Below are 18178 nucleotides of genomic sequence, written 5' to 3'. Positions count from 1 at the left end.
CTCGCGTCCGGCGCGCTCCTGACCTGACCGCGGCGCTCGCGCGCGGTGGGGCCGCGCGGACGCCGTCACCGAGATCAACGGGGACGGGTGGGTCCCAGTGACGGTCAACGGGCCGGGCCGATCCGCACCTGGCAGGTTTACGGCTGCGGCGGAGCGGAAACCAGTGCCGCCACCGACGACAGTCCACACGGGAGGTTTCAGTGAGCCAGGCCACCGTTCACGAAGGCCACAAGTCCGACGCCGCCCCCACCGGCGGGGCCGGCGGCACCAACATCCTGGCGATCCTGTCGCTGGTCTTCGCCTTCGTCGCCGCGCCGGTCGGCATCGTGCTGGGCCACCTGGCCAAGCGGCAGATCCGGCAGACCGGAGAGCAGGGTGCCGGGCTGGCCAAGGCCGGCCTGGTGCTGAGCTACCTCTTCACCGGCCTCTCGGTTCTCTTCTTCGTGATCTTCGTCGTGCTGATGGCCAACGCCGACCCGGCCGCCACCACCGCCAACTGACCTCCGCGCCCCGGCCCGTCCCGCACCCCGGGGCGGGCCGACTCCTCCGGCGGGCCTGTCCCGGGGACGCTGAGGCCGCAGTTCGGCCCGGGACAGGACGCCCGACGGTGCGGACGGCAGCCGGTCAGGAGGTGCAGAACGGTGCCGGCTGGGTGAGGCCGAGCTCCGCGCAGTCCCATTCGGTGCCCTGGTCGTGGTACCGCCAACCCGTACCGGCCGTGTAGTGGAAAAGGTAGCGGACGCTGCCGCCGCCCGGGCGCTGCACGTCGGCCGCCGCCCAGGTCTGCGCGCACTGCACCCCGACGGACCCGAAGGACCAGCCCTGGGGCAGTTCGACCAGGTCACCGAGGGCTTCGACCGATGGACAGTCGGGTTCTTCGGATCCGGCACCGCTGGGGGCGGCGGCGGGTGTCGCCCACGGATCGGGCCGGTGGCTGGTAACGAAGGCGACCGTACCGCCGAGGGCCAACACCACCGCTGCGGCCGTGGTGCCGGTGACGAGGGTCGCCCGCCGTTGCGACTGCCGCGACCTGCGCAGGGACCGCTCGTAGAGGTCGGCGCTGCCGCCGTGCTCGCTCAGGTCGGACATGGCCTGACGCAGCGGCCCGAAGTGGTCGGTCATCAGGCCTCCTCCATCACGGCCGAGAGCAGCTCGGGCGCTATCTCCCGCATCCGGGCCAGTGCCTTGCTGGTCTGACTCTTGATCGTGCCGACCGAGCACTGCAACAGGTTCGCGGCCTCGGCCTCGCTGCGGTCCTCGAAGAAGCGGACCACCAGCACCGCGCGTTGTCGCGGGGTGAGTTGGGCGAGTGCCTGGTGCAGGGCGAGCTTGAGCTCGGTACGGCGGGCGTGGTCACTGCCGGGCTGCGCCACGTCGGCCAGTTCCCCGGGCAGGGACTCGGCCACCCTGCGGCGCCGCCACCAGCTCACCTGCTGGTGGTACATGGCGGTGCGGGTGTACGCCTCGAAGTGCCCCGGATCGTCCAGCCGCCGCCGGCCCCGATGGGTACGGGCCAGCGCGTCCTGCACCAGGTCCTCGGCGAGGTGCCGGTCGCCGGTCAGCAGGAACGCCGTCCGGAGCAACGCCGGCGAGCGGGTCCGGACGAACTCCCGGAACTGGTCGTCGATCGAATCCGCCATGCCCCGCTCGTGCCCCCACGTACCGCACAGGTTGCCAGTCAGGGCGCGGCGGCGTCGACGAGGCCGTCCACTGTGGCGCACACCGTAGCTGGTGTACACCACCGCGCGCGACCGCGGTCACCCGGTCAGCCGGAGATGCAGAACGGTGCCGGCTCGGTGACGCCGAGGTCCGCGCAGTCGTATCCGCTGCCCTCGCCGTAGTACTTCCAGCCGGTACCGGCGGTGTGGCGGAACAGGTAGACGCCGTCACCGACGTTCGGCCCCTGCGGGTCGGCTCCCGCCCAGCCCTGCACGCACTCGACCCCGCCGAAGGTGACACCCTCCGGCAGCTCGACCAGTTTCTGCAGGGTCGCCCCCGAGGGGCAGGCGGCGCTTGCGACATCCCCGGCCGCCCCGGTGGCCGCCGTGGGCGGAGCACCGGGGGTGCCGTCCGCCGGGGCGGCCGGCGACGGAGCGGACGCGGTGGAGTCAGGACCGGGTGCCGCCGTGACGGTACAGGCGGTGAGTGCGGCCAGGGCGGCGGCAGCGGGCAGCAGCAGCAGAAGACGACGTGCAGACATTTCCGGACCCCTGTGGATCGTGGCGGTCGTTGCGTACATCCGGGTACATGCGATCCGCCGGCCACAGGTTGCCGCCAACCGGAACTTTCCTCGAAGATGGCGGCAATGCGCGTACGCGCAAGGATCATGACACGGTCGGCGGCGCGTCGGTCGGATCGGAGTCGGGTGATGCAGCGACCGCACCGGGTGGTGTCCCTCGTGCTCGACGGGGCGCTCCCGCTGGACGTCGGGATCCCGGCGGAGGTGTTCCATCCGGAGACGGGGTTCCCCTACGCGGTGTCGACCTGCGGGGTCACCGCCGGAACGGTGCCGTCCCACGGGGACTTCGGCTACGCGGTCCCGCGGGGCCTGGACGCCCTGGCCGACGCGGACACGATCGTCGTACCGGGGTACGCCCCGGCGGGTCGGCCGATACCGGTGGCGGTGCGCGAAGCGCTGCGGAACGCCGCGTCCCGCGGGGCGCGCATCGCGTCGATCTGCTACGGCGCGTTCGCCCTCGCGGATGCCGGTCTGCTCGACGGTCTACGGGCGACGACGCACTGGGATGCGGCGGAGCAGCTCGCCCGGCGGCATCCGCGGATCACGGTCGAGCCGAACGTGCTCTTCGTCGACGAGGGAGCCATCCTCACCTCGGCGGGGGCCGCCGCCGGTCTCGACCTGTGCCTGCACATCGTCCGGCGGGATCTCGGCGTGGGCGCGGCGAACGAGATCGCCCGAGGACTCGTCACCGCGCCCTACCGGACCGGGGGTCAGGCCCAGTACCTGCCGAAGAGCAGCTCGGCCGCCCACGGCGAAACCCTCGCGGCGACGCGCGAATGGGCCCTGACGCGGCTCGACAAGCAGCTCACGATCGCCGGACTCGCCGCACACGCGAAGCTGTCGCCCCGCACGTTCCTGCGCCGCTTCGCCGAGGAGACCGGCAGCACCCCGCTGCAGTGGATCCTGCGGGCGCGGGTCGACACCGCCCGTGGACTCCTGGAGAGCACGACGCTGTCGGTCGACCGCATCGCGCACGAGGTCGGCCTGGGCACCGGAGCGAACCTCCGCCTGCACTTCCGCCGGCTCCTGGACGTGTCCCCCTCGGAGTACCGCGCCACCTTCTCCGGGCGGAGCTGACCACCGCGGTCATCGTCCGGCCACCCCCCGAGCGCCCCGCTACGAGACGCGCGCGGGAAGCGCGAGGGTTTCGCCCGCCACGTCGATCGCGACCTTGCCGTGCAGGGCGTACGACCGCCGGTTCTCCAGGAGCTCATGCGCCTCGCCCATCCGGGCCAGCGAAAGAGTCGCGCCGATCACCGGCTTCACCAGGCCACGCTCGACAAGCGTGGTGAGCGCGTTCAGCTTTCCCTGGTTCTGCCGGGTGAAGACGAAGTGGTAGGCGGCGTTGCGACCCCACGCCTCGATGAGGTTCTGCGGCTGCGCGATGTCGACGATGCTGACGACGCGTCCGAAGTCGGCGAGCGTCAGCGGGCTCCGGGTGAGCGCGTCGCCGCCGATCGTGTCGAAGACGACGTCGACCCCCCTGCCCTGGGTCAGCTCGGCCACCGCGTCGACGTAGTCCGCCGACGTGAAGTCGATCGCCGCATCCGCCCCGAGAGAGCGTACGAACTCGTGGTCGCCGGCCTTCGCGGTGGTGATCACCCGGGCGCCGATCGCCTTCGCGATCTGGATCGCGATCGTGCCGACACCGCCCGCGCCGCCATGGATGAGGATCGTCTCCCCCACGGCGAGCTGGGCCCGCGTCACCAGGGCCTCCCAGACCGTGCCGCCGACGAGAGTCAGGCTCGCCGCCTCCAGGTGACTGAGGTTCGCAGGCTTCCGGCCGACCAGGTCGACGTCGGCGACGTGCTGCTCGGCGTAGGAGCCGGGGCCGCCGAAGATCCGGGGCGTGTAGTACACCTCATCGCCGACGCGGAACTCGGTCACGTGGGATCCGACCTCCTCGACCACGCCGGAGATGTCGTGCCCGATGATCGCCGGGAGCGGCACCTGATCCGCGTAGTCTCCGCGACGGATCTGGTAGTCGAGCGGGTTGACCGCGGTCGCGTGGACGCGCACCCGCACCTGGCGGGGTCCGACCCGCGGTACGGAGACATCGCGCAGCTCGAAGGCATCGGCCCCGCCGAAACGGGCGAGCACAACGGCCTTCATCGAATCCGTCATATCGACGTTCCTCATCGTGGTTCGGGGCGCGCGACGCGCCGGGACGGTGCTTCCCGCCCAGCGTCGCGCGCACGATCCACACCCTCCAGTGGCAGCAATGCCAATATCCACAAGGATAGTGACACGCCCGTCAGCGCATGGGCGGACGGCGTCAGCGCAGCTGGCCATGGACCATGGACAGTGACACCACGTCACATTCGGCGGTGACGCGGCGCCACTGCCGGGCCGGCGTCGTCCGCGCTGTGATGGGTGCATGTCCGCCTCACCCGTCATCGACGTCGACCGGCTGAACCTCACGTACGGCGACTTCCACGCCGTCAAGGACCTCCTTCGGGGTACGGGCTGAGGACCGCGCCTATCGGGGCTCGTCGACCTGACCGGGCCCTCGTCCGCCTTTTGCCCTGCCGGCCGCCGGGGCACCGGCGCTGCCGGTCCTTTCCAGCCGCACCCGACTCGCTCGGGTCGTCGGCAACTTGCTGCCTACGAACTCAAGGAGCCACTCGTGTACAGGCCCGCCATACCCGACCCGCGCACCACCCACCGGGAAAGGCCGCTCGTCTCGGGAAAGACCGCTGCCCGCCTTGTCGCTACCGCAGCCGCGGCGTCCCTGCTGGTCGGCCTCGGCGCCTGCACGCCGTCAGTCCAGGCGGCGCCAGCGGTCGCCACCGCCGAAGATGCGGTCACCCATGCCGAGAACAAGCGGGTGGCCAAGGGTGCCCGGTGGACCCAGCACTACTTCCCCTCCTCCGACGGGTCGGACGTCGAGTTGCACGCCGACGTCCTGCTGCCCGAGAACCTGCCCGAGGGCAAGAAAGTACCGGTGATCCTGTCGGTCGGTGCCTACTTCGGGCACTCCGGGCAGCTCGATGACGAGAAGCACCCGCACACCGGCCCCTCGAACCGCTTCTACGACTTCATCGAGGGCACCGACCTGTTCTCCCGCGGCTACGCGTTCGTGATGGTCGACCAACGCGGCTTCGGCGGCTCCACAGGATGCCTCGACTTCCAGGGCCCCGGCGAGCAGGCCGACGTGAAGGCGGCCATCGACTGGGCCGCCACCCAGCCCTGGTCCACCGGCGCCGTCGGCATGTACGGCAAGTCCTACGACGCCATCACCGGCCTGATCGGCAACAACCTCAACCAGGACGCCCTCAAGGCGGTCGTCGCCCAGGAACCCATCTGGGACCTGTACCGCAACATCCGCTCCAACGGCGTACCCCGCTCGACCATCGGCAACGTGGCCACCAGCTACAACCGGATCGCCACCCTGCCCCAGCTGCCCGACGACGACGAGCGATACCGGACCAATGCCGCGTACGAGGAGAAGCATCCCTGCGTGGCCGTCAACTCGATCCAGTACCTGACCGCCGACTACGAGTCCGAGTACTGGCAGACGCGCGACCTGGCCCGGCAGGCCAAGGGCAGCGACACCCCGCTGTTCTTCACCCAGGGCTTCACCGAGTGGAACACCGAACCGGAGGGGATGGAGGAATACCTCACCAACCACCATGGTCCGCAGCGGGGCTGGCTCGGACCGTGGGACCACAAGCGGGGCAACGAACGCGCCGCCGACGGCCGGCTGGAGATGGGCCGCGACAGCTGGTTCGCCGAGACCATCTCCTTCTTCGACCAGTACCTGCGCGGCGTCACGCCGACGGTCGACTACCCCGCGTACGCCATCCAGGACAACAACGGCCGGTGGCGCGCCCAGGACACCTGGCCGGTCGTGGACAGCTCGCCCACCCTCGCGTTGCCCGGCGGCCGATACCTCGACGACAGCGCCGAAGGCGACCCCAAGGTCGATACCGGTAACAGCTTCTACCGCTGGTCACAGCCGCTGCGCCAGGCCACCCGGGTGACCGGCACTCCTCGCCTCTCCCTCACCGCCCGGGGCCACGGCAACCTGATGGTCCGGCTCTACGACGTCGCCCCCGACGGCACCGGGGTCTTCTTCAACGAGCAGGTGGCACTGGTGAACGGCGGCAAGCTCGCCTTCGACCTCAAGTCGAACGACTGGACCCTCGCCGCCGGCCACCGCCTCGCCGTGCAGATCGGCACCATCCAGGCCCCCGGACTGTTCAGCGACTGGACCGACACACCCTCCAACCGGAAGATCACCGTCGAGAACGTCCGGCTCGACCTCGACCTGGACGACCCGCGCGACGACCGCCCGACGGATGGCGAACGCGCCGTGTTCCTCGACATCTACACCGCTCTCTCCACCACCGAGAAGATGCCCATCGGCAAGCCCAGCTTCACCGTCCCCGTACCCCTTCGCTGAGCCCCACCGCCGAACGCCCCTTCCACAATCGCACCGACCCGAACGCCGACGGCGTCGGGGCCGGGCTTCTCGCCCAGGACCGGGCGCACCTGGCGTGGCGGGAGCGGTAGCTCCAGCGCCCCCGTTATCACCCGGACGGATCCTGGAAAATGCGCGTCCAGCAGTACCTGACGGGTTCTGACTCGCCTCCGGAAAGGGTGGAGATAACTCCCAACCCGACTGGGGGGATAGCATGATTGCACAAGATCTAGAAACCGTGGAAGCTCATTTCCATGACCACACAGAAAATCTCACGGTTTCATCGGGCCGCCGTGGCCCTCGTCCTTCCCGTCGCCGCGATAGGGGCACTCGCGGCGTGTGATGACTCGGCGGCGTCGCAGGCCGCGCCCGCGGCCGGTCCGGAAGCCGCGGTTCCCTCGACCTCGACAAGCGCGGCGCCCGCAGCGGGCCTGCATATGATCGCCAACAACGGGCATCAGCTTGCCTTCCACGTCACGCCCGGAGGTTCTCCCACCATCGTGCTGGACGCCGGCGGCGGCGAGGACTCCTCGTACTGGGATGCCCTGGTGCCGCAGCTGTCGCAGGCCACCGGATCGCAGATCATCACCTACGACCGCGCCGGTATGGGCGCCAGCGAGGAGGTGCAGGGCCCATGGGACCCCCAGGCCGCCGCCTCCGACCTGCAGGCCGGTCTGCGTGAACTCGGCGTCACCCAGAACGTGGTCCTCGCGGGCCACTCGCAGGCAGGGGAGGTGGCCCACTACTTCGTCCTCGCGAACCCCGGCGTTGTCTCCGGGGCGGTGCTGATCGATGCCAACGTGCCGCAATTCTTCACCGACACCCAGATCCAACGAATTGTCACGCTGACCGCGCCGCAGATCGAAGAGCTCAAGAAGGCGCCGTCGACGAAGGCGAACCGCCAGCTCATTGCCACGGCCGACAACTTCGGTCCCACGCACCAGGCGTACCACAAGGTCTCCTGGCCCGACAGCGTCCCCGTCATCTATGTCGTGTCGGACAAGACACCCTTCGACGGATCTCCGCAGGACGCTCAGGCCTGGCGCGACGCGGCCGCCGCGTTCGTCAAGGCGGGGCCCGACCGCACCCTCGTCACCGCCAAGGGCAGCTCGCACGACGTTCCCCAGGACGAGCCCGTCCTGGTGCTCAACGAAATCGCACAGATGACCGCCACCGTCAAGTAACGGCATCGTGCCAGCGGGTGACAGGGGCCCGGATCTCGATGACGGCGAGGTGGCGGCAGAGATTCCGGGAGCGGGCCGACACTGCTTGCGCGGCGGGTAAGGTGTGCGCCGGCAGACGACTCAGCCGGCTGAGTCGTCTACCGGCGGAAGTGAAGAAACCTCACCGCGCGGAAATTGCGGATCGCCCGGGGGCCGATATGGACCGACCGCCAGTCCCGTCGATTCGGCACGATGCGCGATGAGGGAGTGAAATGACCGATTCCAGCGGAACCACCCTTCCCGGCGGCTCCTCGCCCTCGCGGGAACGCTCCGGGCCTGGTCCCGTCGCACGCAGCGGTCCAGCTCCGCGCTCCGCGCTGGGCTTGCGGATGAGCCTGTTGGGCTGGTCGCTGGTGCTGCTGACGGGTTCGGCCCTGGGTGCCGTGCTGGCCACGGTCTGGATCACCTCGATGTCAGTCGCCGCTCTCGGCGTCGGGATCCCCTTGATTCTGCTCACCACCGCGCTGGTGCGCTGGTTTGCCGACCTGCACCGCCAGTGGGCCGCCGACCGGCTCGGCGTACCGGTGCCCGCCCACCCCTATCAGCCCACGCCGGACGCCGGTTGGCTGGTGCGGCTCTGGACGATCCTGCGCGATCCGGCGACGTGGCGGGACTGGATCTGGTTGGTGGTCAACTCGATCACCATATGGTGGAGTTGCGGACTGTCGCTGCTGTTCTTCGCCTTCGGAGTCGTCTACCTGACCTATCCGCTCATCTATCAACTGACGCCTCCTCAGGTATTCCGCACTCCGCTGGGGGAGGCCTTCCGGCTGCACAACGTCGCGCAGTCTTTCGCGCTGGTACCGCTCGGTCCGGTTTTCCTCCTGCTCTGGTACGCCACTGCGGCACGCCTGGCGAACCTCAACGCTCGGATGATCCGCGCTCTGCTCGGCCCCACCGAGCAGGCGCGCCTGCGGGCCCGCGTCCAACAGCTGGCGACCACACGCGCTGAGACCGTCGACACCCAGGCCCACGAGCTGCGCCGAATCGAACGCGACCTGCACGACGGCGCGCAGGCAAGGCTGGTGTCGCTGGGCATGAGCCTGGGCTTGGCCGAACAGTTACTGCCCAAGGATCCGCAGACCGTCCGACAGTTGCTGGCCGAGGCCCGCGAGGCGACCGCCAGCGCTTTGACCGAGCTGCGTGAGCTGGTGCGGGGCATCCATCCGCCGGTACTGGCCGACCGTGGCCTGGACGGCGCCCTCAAGGCCCTGGCCCTGGTGAATCCGATCCCGACCACGGTGGTGACCCGCCTACCGGGACGGCTGCCGGCCCCGGTCGAGTCCGCGGCCTATTTCGCCGTCGCCGAGGCGTTGTCGAACGCCATCAAGCACGCCCAGGCCCGGCAGATCCGGATCACCGTGGAGTTCGCACCCCATCGGGACGGCGCTGCGGGAGAGTTGACGATGCTGGTGTCCGACGACGGCCGTGGGGGTGCTTCGATCGATTCCGGCACCGGCCTGCGTGGCATCCAGCGTCGGCTGGCGGCCTTCGACGGCACGCTGACCGTTGACAGTCCGCCGGGCGGACCTACCGAGGTGAGGATGTCGCTGCCGTGCGTATCGTGATAGCCGAGGACCTCGCCCTGCTCCGCGAGGGCCTGATCAGGATCTTGCGGGCCAATGGGTTCGAGGTTGTGGAAGCCGTTGACAACGGGGCCGCCCTGATCCGGGCGCTGATGACGCACCGTCCTGACGTCGCCATCGTCGACGTGCGGTTGCCGCCGACCTTCACCGACGAGGGACTGCGTTCCGCCGTAGAAGTCCGCCGGCAGATTCCAGGGCTTCCCATTCTGGTGCTCTCACAGTATGTCGAGCAGATTTACGCCCGGGAGCTGATGTCGGATCGCGCGGGCGCGGTGGGCTATCTGTTGAAGGATCGGGTCACGGACGTCGGCCAGTTCATCGACAACGTCCGGCAGGTCGCTTCCGGGAGCGTCGTCATGGACCCCGACGTGGTGAGTGCACTGCTCACCCACCGCGCCGCCGACCCCAAGCTCCTGAAGCTGAGCCAGCGCGAGCATGAGGTCCTCGCTCTGATGGCCCAGGGCCGGTCGAACGCTGCGATCGCCACCCGGATGTTCGTCACCGAGAAGACTGTCAGCAAACACAGCAACAGCATCTTCACCAAGCTCGGTCTCAAGCCCTCCGAGGACGACAACCGCCGAATCCTGGCGGTCCTGGCCTACCTGCAGAGCTGAGAAGCGGAGTTCACATCGGCCACCTGACCTGGCTTCCGGGGGGGGTGACTCGAATCCTCATCGATACAAACGATGCCCTGACCTGCGTCTCCGCTGGTCAGGGCATCCTCTGAGCCGCCTGACGGAATCGAACCGTCGACCTACGCATTACGAGTGCGTCGCTCTAGCCGACTGAGCTAAGGCGGCAACGATCAGCAAGTGTACGGCACCGGCAGCCCTCCGCCCGCACGGGTTCCCCGACCGGCCCAGCGTCGGTCGCCAGACAGCGCCACCGGGCCGGGAGCACTACGCTGCCCCGGGTGACCGACGATTCCGCCCCCGTCGTCGAGCCGGACGACACCCACGCCAGCGAGGCCGCCGGCGGCCGCGAGGCGCACCGGCCGCGTTCCACCAAGCCGCACGAGTTGGGCTTCACGCCGCGCCGGCCGGTGCCGTGGCTCGCGCCGCTGCTGTTGATCAGCACCGGGCTGCGTACGTTGCTGGCGATGTTGTTCGGGGCGTACCTGGACAAGCGGGAGTTGCAGCGGGCCTTCGCCGACGAGGTGCCCCGACAGGTGGGACCGGACGGCGGGCTCTGGCTGGACTACGTCGCCGACCTGGGTGACGGCTTCGACGCCACGTACTCGGTGGCGTACCTGCTCGCCCAGCGGGAGCTGACCGTCGACGGCCACCGGCTGCCCCGGGCGCAGACCCTGATCATGGGAGGCGACCAGGTCTACCCGTCGGCGAGCTACGCGGCGTACGAGGACCGGTGCAAGGGGCCCTACCAGGCCGCGCTGCCGGTCACCCCGCCCGAGCGGCCCACCCTCTTCGCGATTCCCGGCAACCACGACTGGTACGACGGGCTGACCGCGTTCCTGCGGATCTTCGCCCGGACCCGGGACCGGCACTTCGGCGGCTGGCTGACCGGGCAGACCCGGTCGTACTTCGCCGCCGAACTGCCGGCCGACTGGTGGCTGCTCGGCCTGGACGACCAGTCCGGCTCGTACCTCGACGATCCGCAGCTTACCTACTTCGAGCAGGTCGCCCGGCGGCTCGGGCCGCAGTCCCGGGTGATCCTGGTGGTGCCGGAGCCGACCTGGGTCAAGGCCGTCGACGACCCCACCGCGTACGACTCGATCGACTACTTCGTGCGGACCGTGGTCGCGCCGACCGGGGCCCGGGTCCGGGTGATCCTCTCCGGCGACCTGCACCACTACTCCCGGTACGAAAGCGGCGACCGGCAGCTGATCACGTGTGGCGGCGGCGGGGCGTACCTCTACCCCACCCACCAGCTGCCCGAACGGATCGAGGTGCCGCCCCGGGAGACGCTGTCCCGGCGGGCCAGCCGCACCCGGGAGTACGCGCTGGCCGGGCGCTATCCGACGGCGGGCCGCTCCCGACGGTACGGCTTCGGGGTCTTCGCCCGGCTGCCCTGGCGCAACCCGGGCTTCGTCACCCTGCTCGGCACCCTGCACACGCTGTTGATGCTGGCCATGGCCGGGGTCGCCACCCAGGACGTGGACAGCACCGACCAGCGGCTGTTCAGCGTACCGCTGGTGATGATGGTGGTGGTGACCCTGCTCGGGGCGGCCTTCTTCGCCAAGCCGCCCACGGCCAGCGGCAACCGGCAGGTGCGGCACTGGCTGCTCGGGGTGGGTCACGGGCTGGCGCATGTCGGGCTGGCCGCCCTCGGCACCTGGGCCTGGCTCGGCCTGCCCCCGCACGACTGGCCCTGGCCCCTGCCGGCGGTCGCCGCCGCGGCGCTGTACGGCCCGGTCGCCGGGCTGGTGGCCACCCAGCTGGTGGCCGGGTACCTGCTGCTGGCCGGGGCGTTCGGGGTGAACCTGAACGAGCTCTTCGCCGGTCAGGGCATCGAGGACGCCAAGGCCTTCCTGCGGATGCGGATCGACCCCGACGGCACGCTGACGATCTATCCGGTCGCGATCGACCGGGTGGGCCGCCGCTGGCAGGTCAACCCCGATCCCGGTCCGGACGCCTCCTGGCTGGCTCCCGCCGAGCCGCTGCGCCCCCGGCTGGCCGAGCCGCCGACCGTCGTCCCGGCCGACGCCCGGGCATCCAGCTGACCGTCACTCCGCCCGGAGGGGAAGGGGATCGCCCCCTGCTTCGTACGCCTGGCGGGAGCCACAGACCTCGGCGAGGCCGCACCGCTTGGTCTCGCCCCCGGTGAGCTGCCGGACCACGACGGTCTCGCTCGGTGGGTGCCGGGAGATCACCTTGGCCTGGCCTTCCGGGGTCTCCACCCGCTGGCCCGGGTTCGGATAGGAGGTGCCGCCTCCGGCATACAGCGGATGTTCGTACTTGAGGCAACACATCAGCCGGCCGCACGCCCCGGAGATCCGCAGCGGGTTGAGCGGGAGGTCCTGGTCCTTGGCCATCCGGATGGTCACCGGCTCGAAGTCGTTGAGGAAGGTGGCGCAGCACAGGTCCCGGCCGCAGGAGCCGATGCCGCCCTGCACCCGGGCCGAGTCACGGGCCGAGAGCTGCCGCAGCTCGACCCGGCACCGCAGGGTGGCCCCCAGGTCCCGGACCAGCGCCCGGAAGTCCACCCGGTGCGGCGCGGTGAAGTAGATGGTGGTCCGGTCGCTGCTGCCGTCAGCGGCGGCCAGGACGTGGTCCACCGCGACCACCTTCATCGGCAGGCCGTGCCCCCGGATCAGCCGCTTGGCGGCCACCTTGGCCTCGGCCTTACGCCGCCGCAGCGTCTCGTCGCGGCGCAGGTCGTCGTCCTGGGCCAGCCCCGCCAGCCGGGGGAAACCGTCGGTGTCCTCGGTGACCCACTGGGCGGCCCAGACACACTCGGCCACCTCGGGGCCGTCGTCGGTGGGCACCAGCACCTTGTCGCCGACCTGTGGGCTGAACTCGCCGGGGTCCAGGTAGTAGAGACGCCCGTACCGGTTGAAGCTGACCGCGCAGAGCATGCCCATGGCCCCACCCTACGACGGATCGGCCGGCGGCGTCCGGCCGGCGGTCACCGGAGGATCACCGTCAGCAGTCACGGTCACCAACCCAGCCGGGTGGTGGCGTCGACGCGCGGCGGGGCGTCCACCGCCGGCCGCCAGGGCGCGACGGCCAGGCTCGGCGACCACTGCCGCAGCAGGGTCTCCGCGCCGTCGTAGGCCACACAGAGCACCGCCAGCACCCGCCGGGCGATCTCGGCCGCCTCGCGGTGACCCCGCCGGCCGGCCCCCGGCTGCTGGTCGACGGCACCGCCGGCAGTCGGGGTGCCGCCGGTGGCAGTCACACCCGCGCCGACGCCGGTGACCGTCAGGCCGGTGCCGCTGGCGGTCAGGCCGGTGCCGGCGCCGGTGGCGGTCGTGGTGGCCGCGACCACCGTCACCGCCTCGGTCGAGCCGAGCACCTCGGCCAGGGTCCGGGCCAGCGCGATCCGACTGCGCTCCACCCAGTCGGCGAGCGCGTCGGCGTACCCCGCGGTGGACTCCAGCCGGCCGATCAGGCTCTCCGGCCCCTCGTCGAGGTGGCGCAGCAACGCCGCCCGCGCCTGCCCGTACGACGCGGCGGCCGGCCCCGACCAGGCGACCGGATCGGTCAACGGGGCGCAGGCCTGGTCGTAGGAGCGGACCAGCCGGCGCACCTCGTCGCCGGCGGTCGTCAACGGCGCGGGATGCAGGTCGAGGAAGCCGCGGACGGCCTCGGCGGGCAGCACCTGGAGGCGGCGCAGCAGGGGCCAGACCGGGTGGCCCTCCGGCGCGCCGCCGGCGAGCAGGGTGTCCACCCGGCGGAGCAGGTCCAGGCCGGGCTCGGCGAGCCGGTCCAGCGCGTCCATCACCGCGGCCCGCCGGTGCGGTGGGCGGAAGGGTCGAGGCCGCGCAGGCGGTGTTCGGCGGCGGCGTCGGTGTCGACGTACCGCTCGGCGGCCGACCGCACGGCGGTGGCGGCGGCGGCCAGTCGCGCGGCGGCGGCGGTGGCCTCGCGGGCCCGCTGCTCGGTGGCGGCGACCCACTGCCGGTGCAGGGCCCGCCCCACCTCACCGGGGCGGCCCGCGGCGTCGGCGCCGAAGGCCGGGTGGGCCGGGTCGGTGGCGGTCACCGAGCGGGCAAGCGTGCGCAGCGTGTCGCTCGCCTCGTCCAGTCGGGCGGCGAGCGCCGGCAACCGGTCCATCTCAGGCCCCCGCCAACGTGCGGTACGCCGAAAAGGTCTCGTTGTGCAGCTTCTCCCGGGCCCACTGCGCGGCGTCGGCGGCGGCGGCGATCGCGGCCTGCACGCTGCCGGCGACGGCGCGCGGGTTGCGGGAGTGCAGCGGGCCCAGGAACCGGACGTCGGTGATCTTCCCGTCGGCGGTCACCACCACCTCGACCAGCCCGTCCGGCGACCGGACGGTCACCTCGACGGTGGCCACCGCCCGGTCGAACTCGGCCTGCAGGGTCTCGATCCGGCGGTACCTGCGCACCGCCTCCTCGATCCAGGCCTCGTCGATCTCCCCCCGCGGCATCGGCGGCTCCTCCCGGCAGTGCTCGCCACGGTCGCCTGGTCGGGCCGACCGCGCTGCCTCACGCAGCGTGCCACCAGGGTCACGGTGACATCACCGGGACCGTACCGCACCCGGTTGCGACTGTCGATGGCCCTACGCGGGGGCCTGCCTGAGCGGCAGGTCAGCCCCGCCAGAGAGTGAGCATCATGGACTCCACCGCGATCCGGGGCTTGACGTTGGCCTCGATCGCCGACCGGCAGGCCAGTACGGCCTCCAACCGGCGCAACGCCCCCTCGGCCGACCACTTCTGCGCCCCCGCCCCGGCCAGCTCGGCGGTGTCGGCGTGCACCGGGGCCACCGGGGCCCCGACCGCGATGGTCAGCGCGTCCCGGTAGAAGCCGGCCAGGTCGACCAGGGCCCGGTCCAGCGCGTCCCGCTGGGCCCGGGTGGCCCGCGACTTCTGTCGCCGTTCCAGCTCCTTGAGCTGACCGGCGCTGCCCCGGGCCGCCCCGGCGGCCCCCCGGCCGGTGCCACCCGCACCGAGCGCGGTCTGCAGCGCCGCCCGCTCGGCGGCGTCGCTCTCGGCCACCACCGCCTCGGCCTCCGCCTCGGCGGCGGCGATCAACGCGGCGGCGGCGTCGAAGGCGGCACCCACCCCGGTCAACCGACGCGGCACCGCCAGCACCGCGGCCCGCCGCTCGCGCGCCTGCGGGTCGGCCGCCAGCCGGCGGGCCCGGCCCACGTGCCCCTGCGCGGCGGCCGCCGCCCACTCGGCGACGTCCGGGGCGGTCCCGTCCCGGCGGACCAGCACCTCGGCCACCGCGCTGGCCGGCGGCTGCCGGAGCTGGACCAGCCGGCACCGCGACCGGATGGTCACCGAGACGTCGTCCGGGTGGGTCGACGGCGCACAGAGCAGGAAGACGGTACGCGGCGGCGGCTCCTCGATCGCCTTGAGCAGGGCGTTGCCCGCCGCCTCGGTGAGCCGGTCGGCGTCGGTGACCACCACCACCTGCCACCGGCCCCCGGAGGGGGTGCTCGCCGCCCGTAGCACCAACGCCCGCATCTCGGTGACCCCGATGGAGAGCCCCTCCGGCACGACCAGCCGGACGTCGGCGTGGGTCCCGGCCAGCGTGGTGTGGCAGCCGGGGCACCGGCCGCACCCAGTGCCGTGGGCACACTGCAGGGCGGCGGCGAAGGCCCGCGCCGCCACCGAGCGGCCCGAACCGGGCGGGCCGGTGAAGATCCAGGCGTGGGTCATCCCGGCCCCGGGGTCGGCGGTGCCCCGCAGCACGTCGGCCGCGGCGGCGGCCGCCCGGCGCAGGGTGTCGACCGCGTCGTCCTGGCCGACCAGATCGACGAAGACGTCCGACATCAGCCCGGGCGCCTCACGCCCACCAGTTCCTCGTCCGATAACTCCGGGCGGCCCGGCGTCTCCGACGTCCCGGTCGGCCGGGGCCGCGCCGGGTCACCGGGCGCGACGAGCAGCTCGTCGACCCGGGCGGCGACCAGCTCGGCCAGCTCCTCGGCCGGGCGGGAGGCGTCGAGCACGAGGTAGCGCTTCGGATCGGTGGCGGCCAGGTCGAGGAAGGCGTACCGGACCCGCTCGTGGAAGGCCACCGACTCGGCCTCCAACCGGTCGGTGTCCGCGCCGCGGGCGGTGACCCGGGACAGCCCGGTGCGCGGGTCGACGTCGAGCAGCACCACCAGGTCGGGCTTGAGCCCACCGGTGGCCCAGGAGGAGAGCCAGGAGACCTCGTCCACCGGGAGGGTCCGTCCGGCACCCTGGTACGCCAGCGACGAGTCGACGTACCGGTCGCTGATCACCACCGCGCCCCGGACCAGGGCGGGACGGACCACGGTGGCGACGTGGTGGGCCCGGTCGGCGGCGTAGAGCAGCGCCTCGGCCCGCGGTGACGGCGCGTCGGCCTCGGTGGTGCCCAGCAGCAGCGCGCGGATCCGTTCACCGACCCCGGTGGCCCCGGGCTCGCGGGTCACCAGGACCTCCCGGCCCTGACCGTCCAGCCGCCCGGCGAGCTGGCTGACCTGGGTCGACTTGCCGGCGCCCTCACCACCCTCGAAGACCACGAAGAGGCCGGCGGAGACGAACGGCTCGGCCGGCATCAGCGGGCGGCCCCGGATCGAGCCCCAGAGGTCGGCCAGGACCGGCACGCCCTTCTTGTCGTCCATCTGGCCGAAGGCGCTGATCCCGGCGAAGATGCCGGCCGCACCGGCGGCGAGCAGCAGCAGCCGGGTCGAGGAGATCGAGATGCCCAGGTCGACGATGTTCAGCTCGCGCGAGCCGCCGACCCCGGCGAGCAGGCTGCTCAGGCCGATGGCCAGGATCAGCACCATCCGGGTGCCGATCTGCACCACCGCGAAGACCCGGCCGCGTACCTCGTCGGCGATCTCGCCACCGAGCAGGGTGGTGCCGGCCAGGAACGCCATGCCCGCGCCCGCGCCGACCACGATCGCGCCGACGATCGCCATCGACAGGTGGATGGCGAAGGCCAGGGTCATCACGGCCGCGCTGGCCAGCACGATGCTCATGCCGAACCAGCGGCGGCGGGACATGTCCCGCACGATCATCGGGCCGAGCCCGATGCCGAGTGCCAGACCGATGAAGATCGCGCCGAAGAGCAGGTAGAAGGCGGCGTCACCGGCACCGAGGGAGTTGGCGAAGAACCGGGCGGTGCCGATCACGATGCCGCCGCCGGCGAACGCGCCGAAGATCCCCAGCACCAGGCCCCGGACCAGGGGCGTCTTGGCGATGAACCGCCACCCCTCGGTGAACTGGCGCATCATGCTCTGCTCGGTGCGGTCCCGCTCGGCGGCCTGGGTCCGGCTGATCTCCTTGATCCCGAAGGCCACCACCAGCGCGGTGGCCAGCCGGGAGAACGCGTTGAACCAGAGCGCCAACTGGGCGGGCTCGGCCCAGTTGGGCATCTCGCCGCCGGTCGCCGCGCGCACGCTGCGGTCGAGCACCGCGATGCCCAGCGCGGCGAGCACCGGGGTGAAGCCGTACGTGGTGATCAGGGTGAGCTGGTTGGCCGCCTCCAGCCGGGCCCGGGGGATCAGGTTCGGGACCGCGGCCTCCTTGGCCGGGATCCAGAGCAGGGTGATCGTCTCGATCAGGAAGGTGGCCACGGCCGCCCAGCCGACCACCACCGCACCCCGGGCCCCCAGGAGCGCGACCATCGGGATCGAGGCGAAGAGCAGGAACCGCAGCAGGTCGCAGATGACCATCGTCCAGCGCCGGTCGAAGCGGTCGGCGAAGACACCGGCGATCGGCCCCAGCAGCAACGCCGGCAGCAGCCGGATGGCGATCACGCCACCGAACGCGGCACCCTGCGCGGTGCTGCCCTGCACCTGGGCGGCGGCGAAGACCGAGGTGGCGAGCAGGCCGAGCCAGTCGCCGAAGGAGGCCGCGCCGAGCACGATCCAGAGCCGGCGGAACGGCTGGATGCGCAGCACCGAGCGGATCCCCGCGTACCCGGAGCGGTCGCTCTGGCCACCGGGCTGGCCGGCACCCGTCGGGTCCTTTCCGCCGGTGGCGGGATCGTTGTTCGACGACACGCCGGGCGACTCGCCGTGCTGCTGGCTTTCGATGGCCGTACCTCCACGTGCCGGCCCATCGCTGGGCACCCCCGGTGGAACACTCTAG

General features: G+C 71.8%; 17 protein-coding genes and 1 tRNA gene. 7 read left to right on the top strand and 11 right to left on the bottom strand.

The window, feature by feature from the left end; all coding sequences use genetic code 11:
* Positions 1 to 200: 200 nt before the first annotated feature.
* Positions 201 to 500, top strand: a complete 300-nt coding sequence (locus GA0070617_RS31235) for a DUF4190 domain-containing protein (RefSeq protein WP_373868357.1) — start codon at positions 201 to 203, stop codon at positions 498 to 500.
* A 124-nt stretch (positions 501 to 624) separates the two neighbouring features.
* On the opposite strand, the gene GA0070617_RS02895 is transcribed toward GA0070617_RS31235, so the two are convergent.
* The 3 genes from GA0070617_RS02895 to GA0070617_RS02885 all read right to left on the bottom strand — a co-directional run bounded on the left by GA0070617_RS02895 (position 625) and on the right by GA0070617_RS02885 (position 2200).
* On the bottom strand, positions 625 to 1122 hold the full coding sequence (locus tag GA0070617_RS02895; RefSeq protein ID WP_091433603.1) for a hypothetical protein: 498 nt from the start codon (positions 1120 to 1122) through the stop codon (positions 625 to 627).
* The gene (locus GA0070617_RS02890) at positions 1122 to 1640 is read right to left on the bottom strand and encodes a SigE family RNA polymerase sigma factor (RefSeq protein ID WP_091433599.1); all 519 of its coding nucleotides are present in this window, start codon (positions 1638 to 1640) and stop codon (positions 1122 to 1124) included. The genes GA0070617_RS02895 and GA0070617_RS02890 overlap by 1 nt, the downstream gene beginning before the upstream one ends.
* Before the next feature lie 125 nt (positions 1641 to 1765).
* Entirely contained in the window at positions 1766 to 2200 is a 435-nt protein-coding gene (locus GA0070617_RS02885) for a hypothetical protein (RefSeq protein ID WP_091433597.1), read from the bottom strand.
* A 168-nt stretch (positions 2201 to 2368) separates the two neighbouring features.
* On the opposite strand from GA0070617_RS02885, the gene GA0070617_RS02880 reads away from it, so the two are divergent.
* Positions 2369 to 3316: a GlxA family transcriptional regulator gene (locus GA0070617_RS02880; RefSeq protein WP_091445805.1), complete on the top strand. Its 948-nt coding sequence runs from the start codon at positions 2369 to 2371 to the stop codon at positions 3314 to 3316.
* A gap of 39 nt (positions 3317 to 3355) precedes the next feature.
* On the opposite strand, the gene GA0070617_RS02875 is transcribed toward GA0070617_RS02880, so the two are convergent.
* The gene (locus tag GA0070617_RS02875; protein ID WP_091433594.1) at positions 3356 to 4363 is read right to left on the bottom strand and encodes a zinc-dependent alcohol dehydrogenase family protein; all 1008 of its coding nucleotides are present in this window, start codon (positions 4361 to 4363) and stop codon (positions 3356 to 3358) included.
* Positions 4364 to 4865: 502 nt separating this feature from the next.
* Here GA0070617_RS02875 and GA0070617_RS02870 point away from each other — a divergent pair.
* The 4 genes from GA0070617_RS02870 to GA0070617_RS02855 all read left to right on the top strand — a co-directional run bounded on the left by GA0070617_RS02870 (position 4866) and on the right by GA0070617_RS02855 (position 10085).
* On the top strand, positions 4866 to 6644 hold the full coding sequence (locus tag GA0070617_RS02870) for a CocE/NonD family hydrolase (RefSeq protein ID WP_217628762.1): 1779 nt from the start codon (positions 4866 to 4868) through the stop codon (positions 6642 to 6644).
* Between the two features lie 272 nt (positions 6645 to 6916).
* Positions 6917 to 7846 (top strand): alpha/beta fold hydrolase, encoded by a 930-nt coding sequence (locus tag GA0070617_RS02865; protein ID WP_091433592.1) that lies wholly within the window; start codon positions 6917 to 6919, stop codon positions 7844 to 7846.
* A 368-nt stretch (positions 7847 to 8214) separates the two neighbouring features.
* Positions 8215 to 9453 carry a sensor histidine kinase gene (locus GA0070617_RS02860; RefSeq protein WP_175440414.1) on the top strand — a complete coding sequence of 413 codons (1239 nt, stop codon included), beginning with the start codon at positions 8215 to 8217 and terminating at the stop codon, positions 9451 to 9453.
* On the top strand, positions 9441 to 10085 hold the full coding sequence (locus GA0070617_RS02855) for a response regulator transcription factor (RefSeq protein WP_091433588.1): 645 nt from the start codon (positions 9441 to 9443) through the stop codon (positions 10083 to 10085). The genes GA0070617_RS02860 and GA0070617_RS02855 overlap by 13 nt, the downstream gene beginning before the upstream one ends.
* Positions 10086 to 10197: 112 nt before the next feature.
* Here the strand turns inward: GA0070617_RS02855 and GA0070617_RS02850 are convergent.
* Positions 10198 to 10271, bottom strand: a tRNA-Thr gene (locus tag GA0070617_RS02850).
* Positions 10272 to 10375: 104 nt separating this feature from the next.
* Here GA0070617_RS02850 and GA0070617_RS02845 point away from each other — a divergent pair.
* The gene (locus tag GA0070617_RS02845; protein WP_229688418.1) at positions 10376 to 12151 is read left to right on the top strand and encodes a metallophosphoesterase family protein; all 1776 of its coding nucleotides are present in this window, start codon (positions 10376 to 10378) and stop codon (positions 12149 to 12151) included.
* Positions 12152 to 12154: 3 nt separating this feature from the next.
* Here the strand turns inward: GA0070617_RS02845 and GA0070617_RS02840 are convergent, their stop codons facing one another.
* The 6 genes from GA0070617_RS02840 to tmk form a co-directional block, all read right to left on the bottom strand.
* Positions 12155 to 13012, bottom strand: a complete 858-nt coding sequence (locus tag GA0070617_RS02840; RefSeq protein ID WP_091433586.1) for a PSP1 domain-containing protein — start codon at positions 13010 to 13012, stop codon at positions 12155 to 12157.
* A gap of 74 nt (positions 13013 to 13086) precedes the next feature.
* Positions 13087 to 13872 (bottom strand): hypothetical protein, encoded by a 786-nt coding sequence (locus GA0070617_RS02835; protein WP_091433584.1) that lies wholly within the window; start codon positions 13870 to 13872, stop codon positions 13087 to 13089.
* Positions 13872 to 14207, bottom strand: a complete 336-nt coding sequence (locus GA0070617_RS02830) for a hypothetical protein (RefSeq protein ID WP_091433582.1) — start codon at positions 14205 to 14207, stop codon at positions 13872 to 13874. Before GA0070617_RS02830 ends, GA0070617_RS02835 begins: the two co-directional genes overlap by 1 nt.
* A gap of 1 nt (position 14208) precedes the next feature.
* Complete coding sequence (locus tag GA0070617_RS02825; RefSeq protein ID WP_091433580.1) at positions 14209 to 14538, bottom strand: YbaB/EbfC family nucleoid-associated protein; 330 nt, start codon at positions 14536 to 14538, stop codon at positions 14209 to 14211.
* A gap of 160 nt (positions 14539 to 14698) precedes the next feature.
* Positions 14699 to 15889, bottom strand: coding sequence for a DNA polymerase III subunit delta' (locus tag GA0070617_RS02820; protein WP_091433577.1), 1191 nt, complete (start codon positions 15887 to 15889; stop codon positions 14699 to 14701).
* Positions 15889 to 17988 (bottom strand): dTMP kinase, encoded by a 2100-nt coding sequence (gene tmk / locus GA0070617_RS02815; protein WP_091445801.1) that lies wholly within the window; start codon positions 17986 to 17988, stop codon positions 15889 to 15891. The genes GA0070617_RS02820 and tmk overlap by 1 nt, the downstream gene beginning before the upstream one ends.
* Positions 17989 to 18178 lie beyond the last annotated feature (190 nt).

Origin of the sequence: Micromonospora yangpuensis, from assembly GCF_900091615.1 — a bacterium.
Lineage (GTDB): Bacteria > Actinomycetota > Actinomycetes > Mycobacteriales > Micromonosporaceae > Micromonospora > Micromonospora yangpuensis.
Note: the sequence above shows the minus strand (reverse complement) of the source record. Positions and strands in the feature narration are given on the sequence as shown.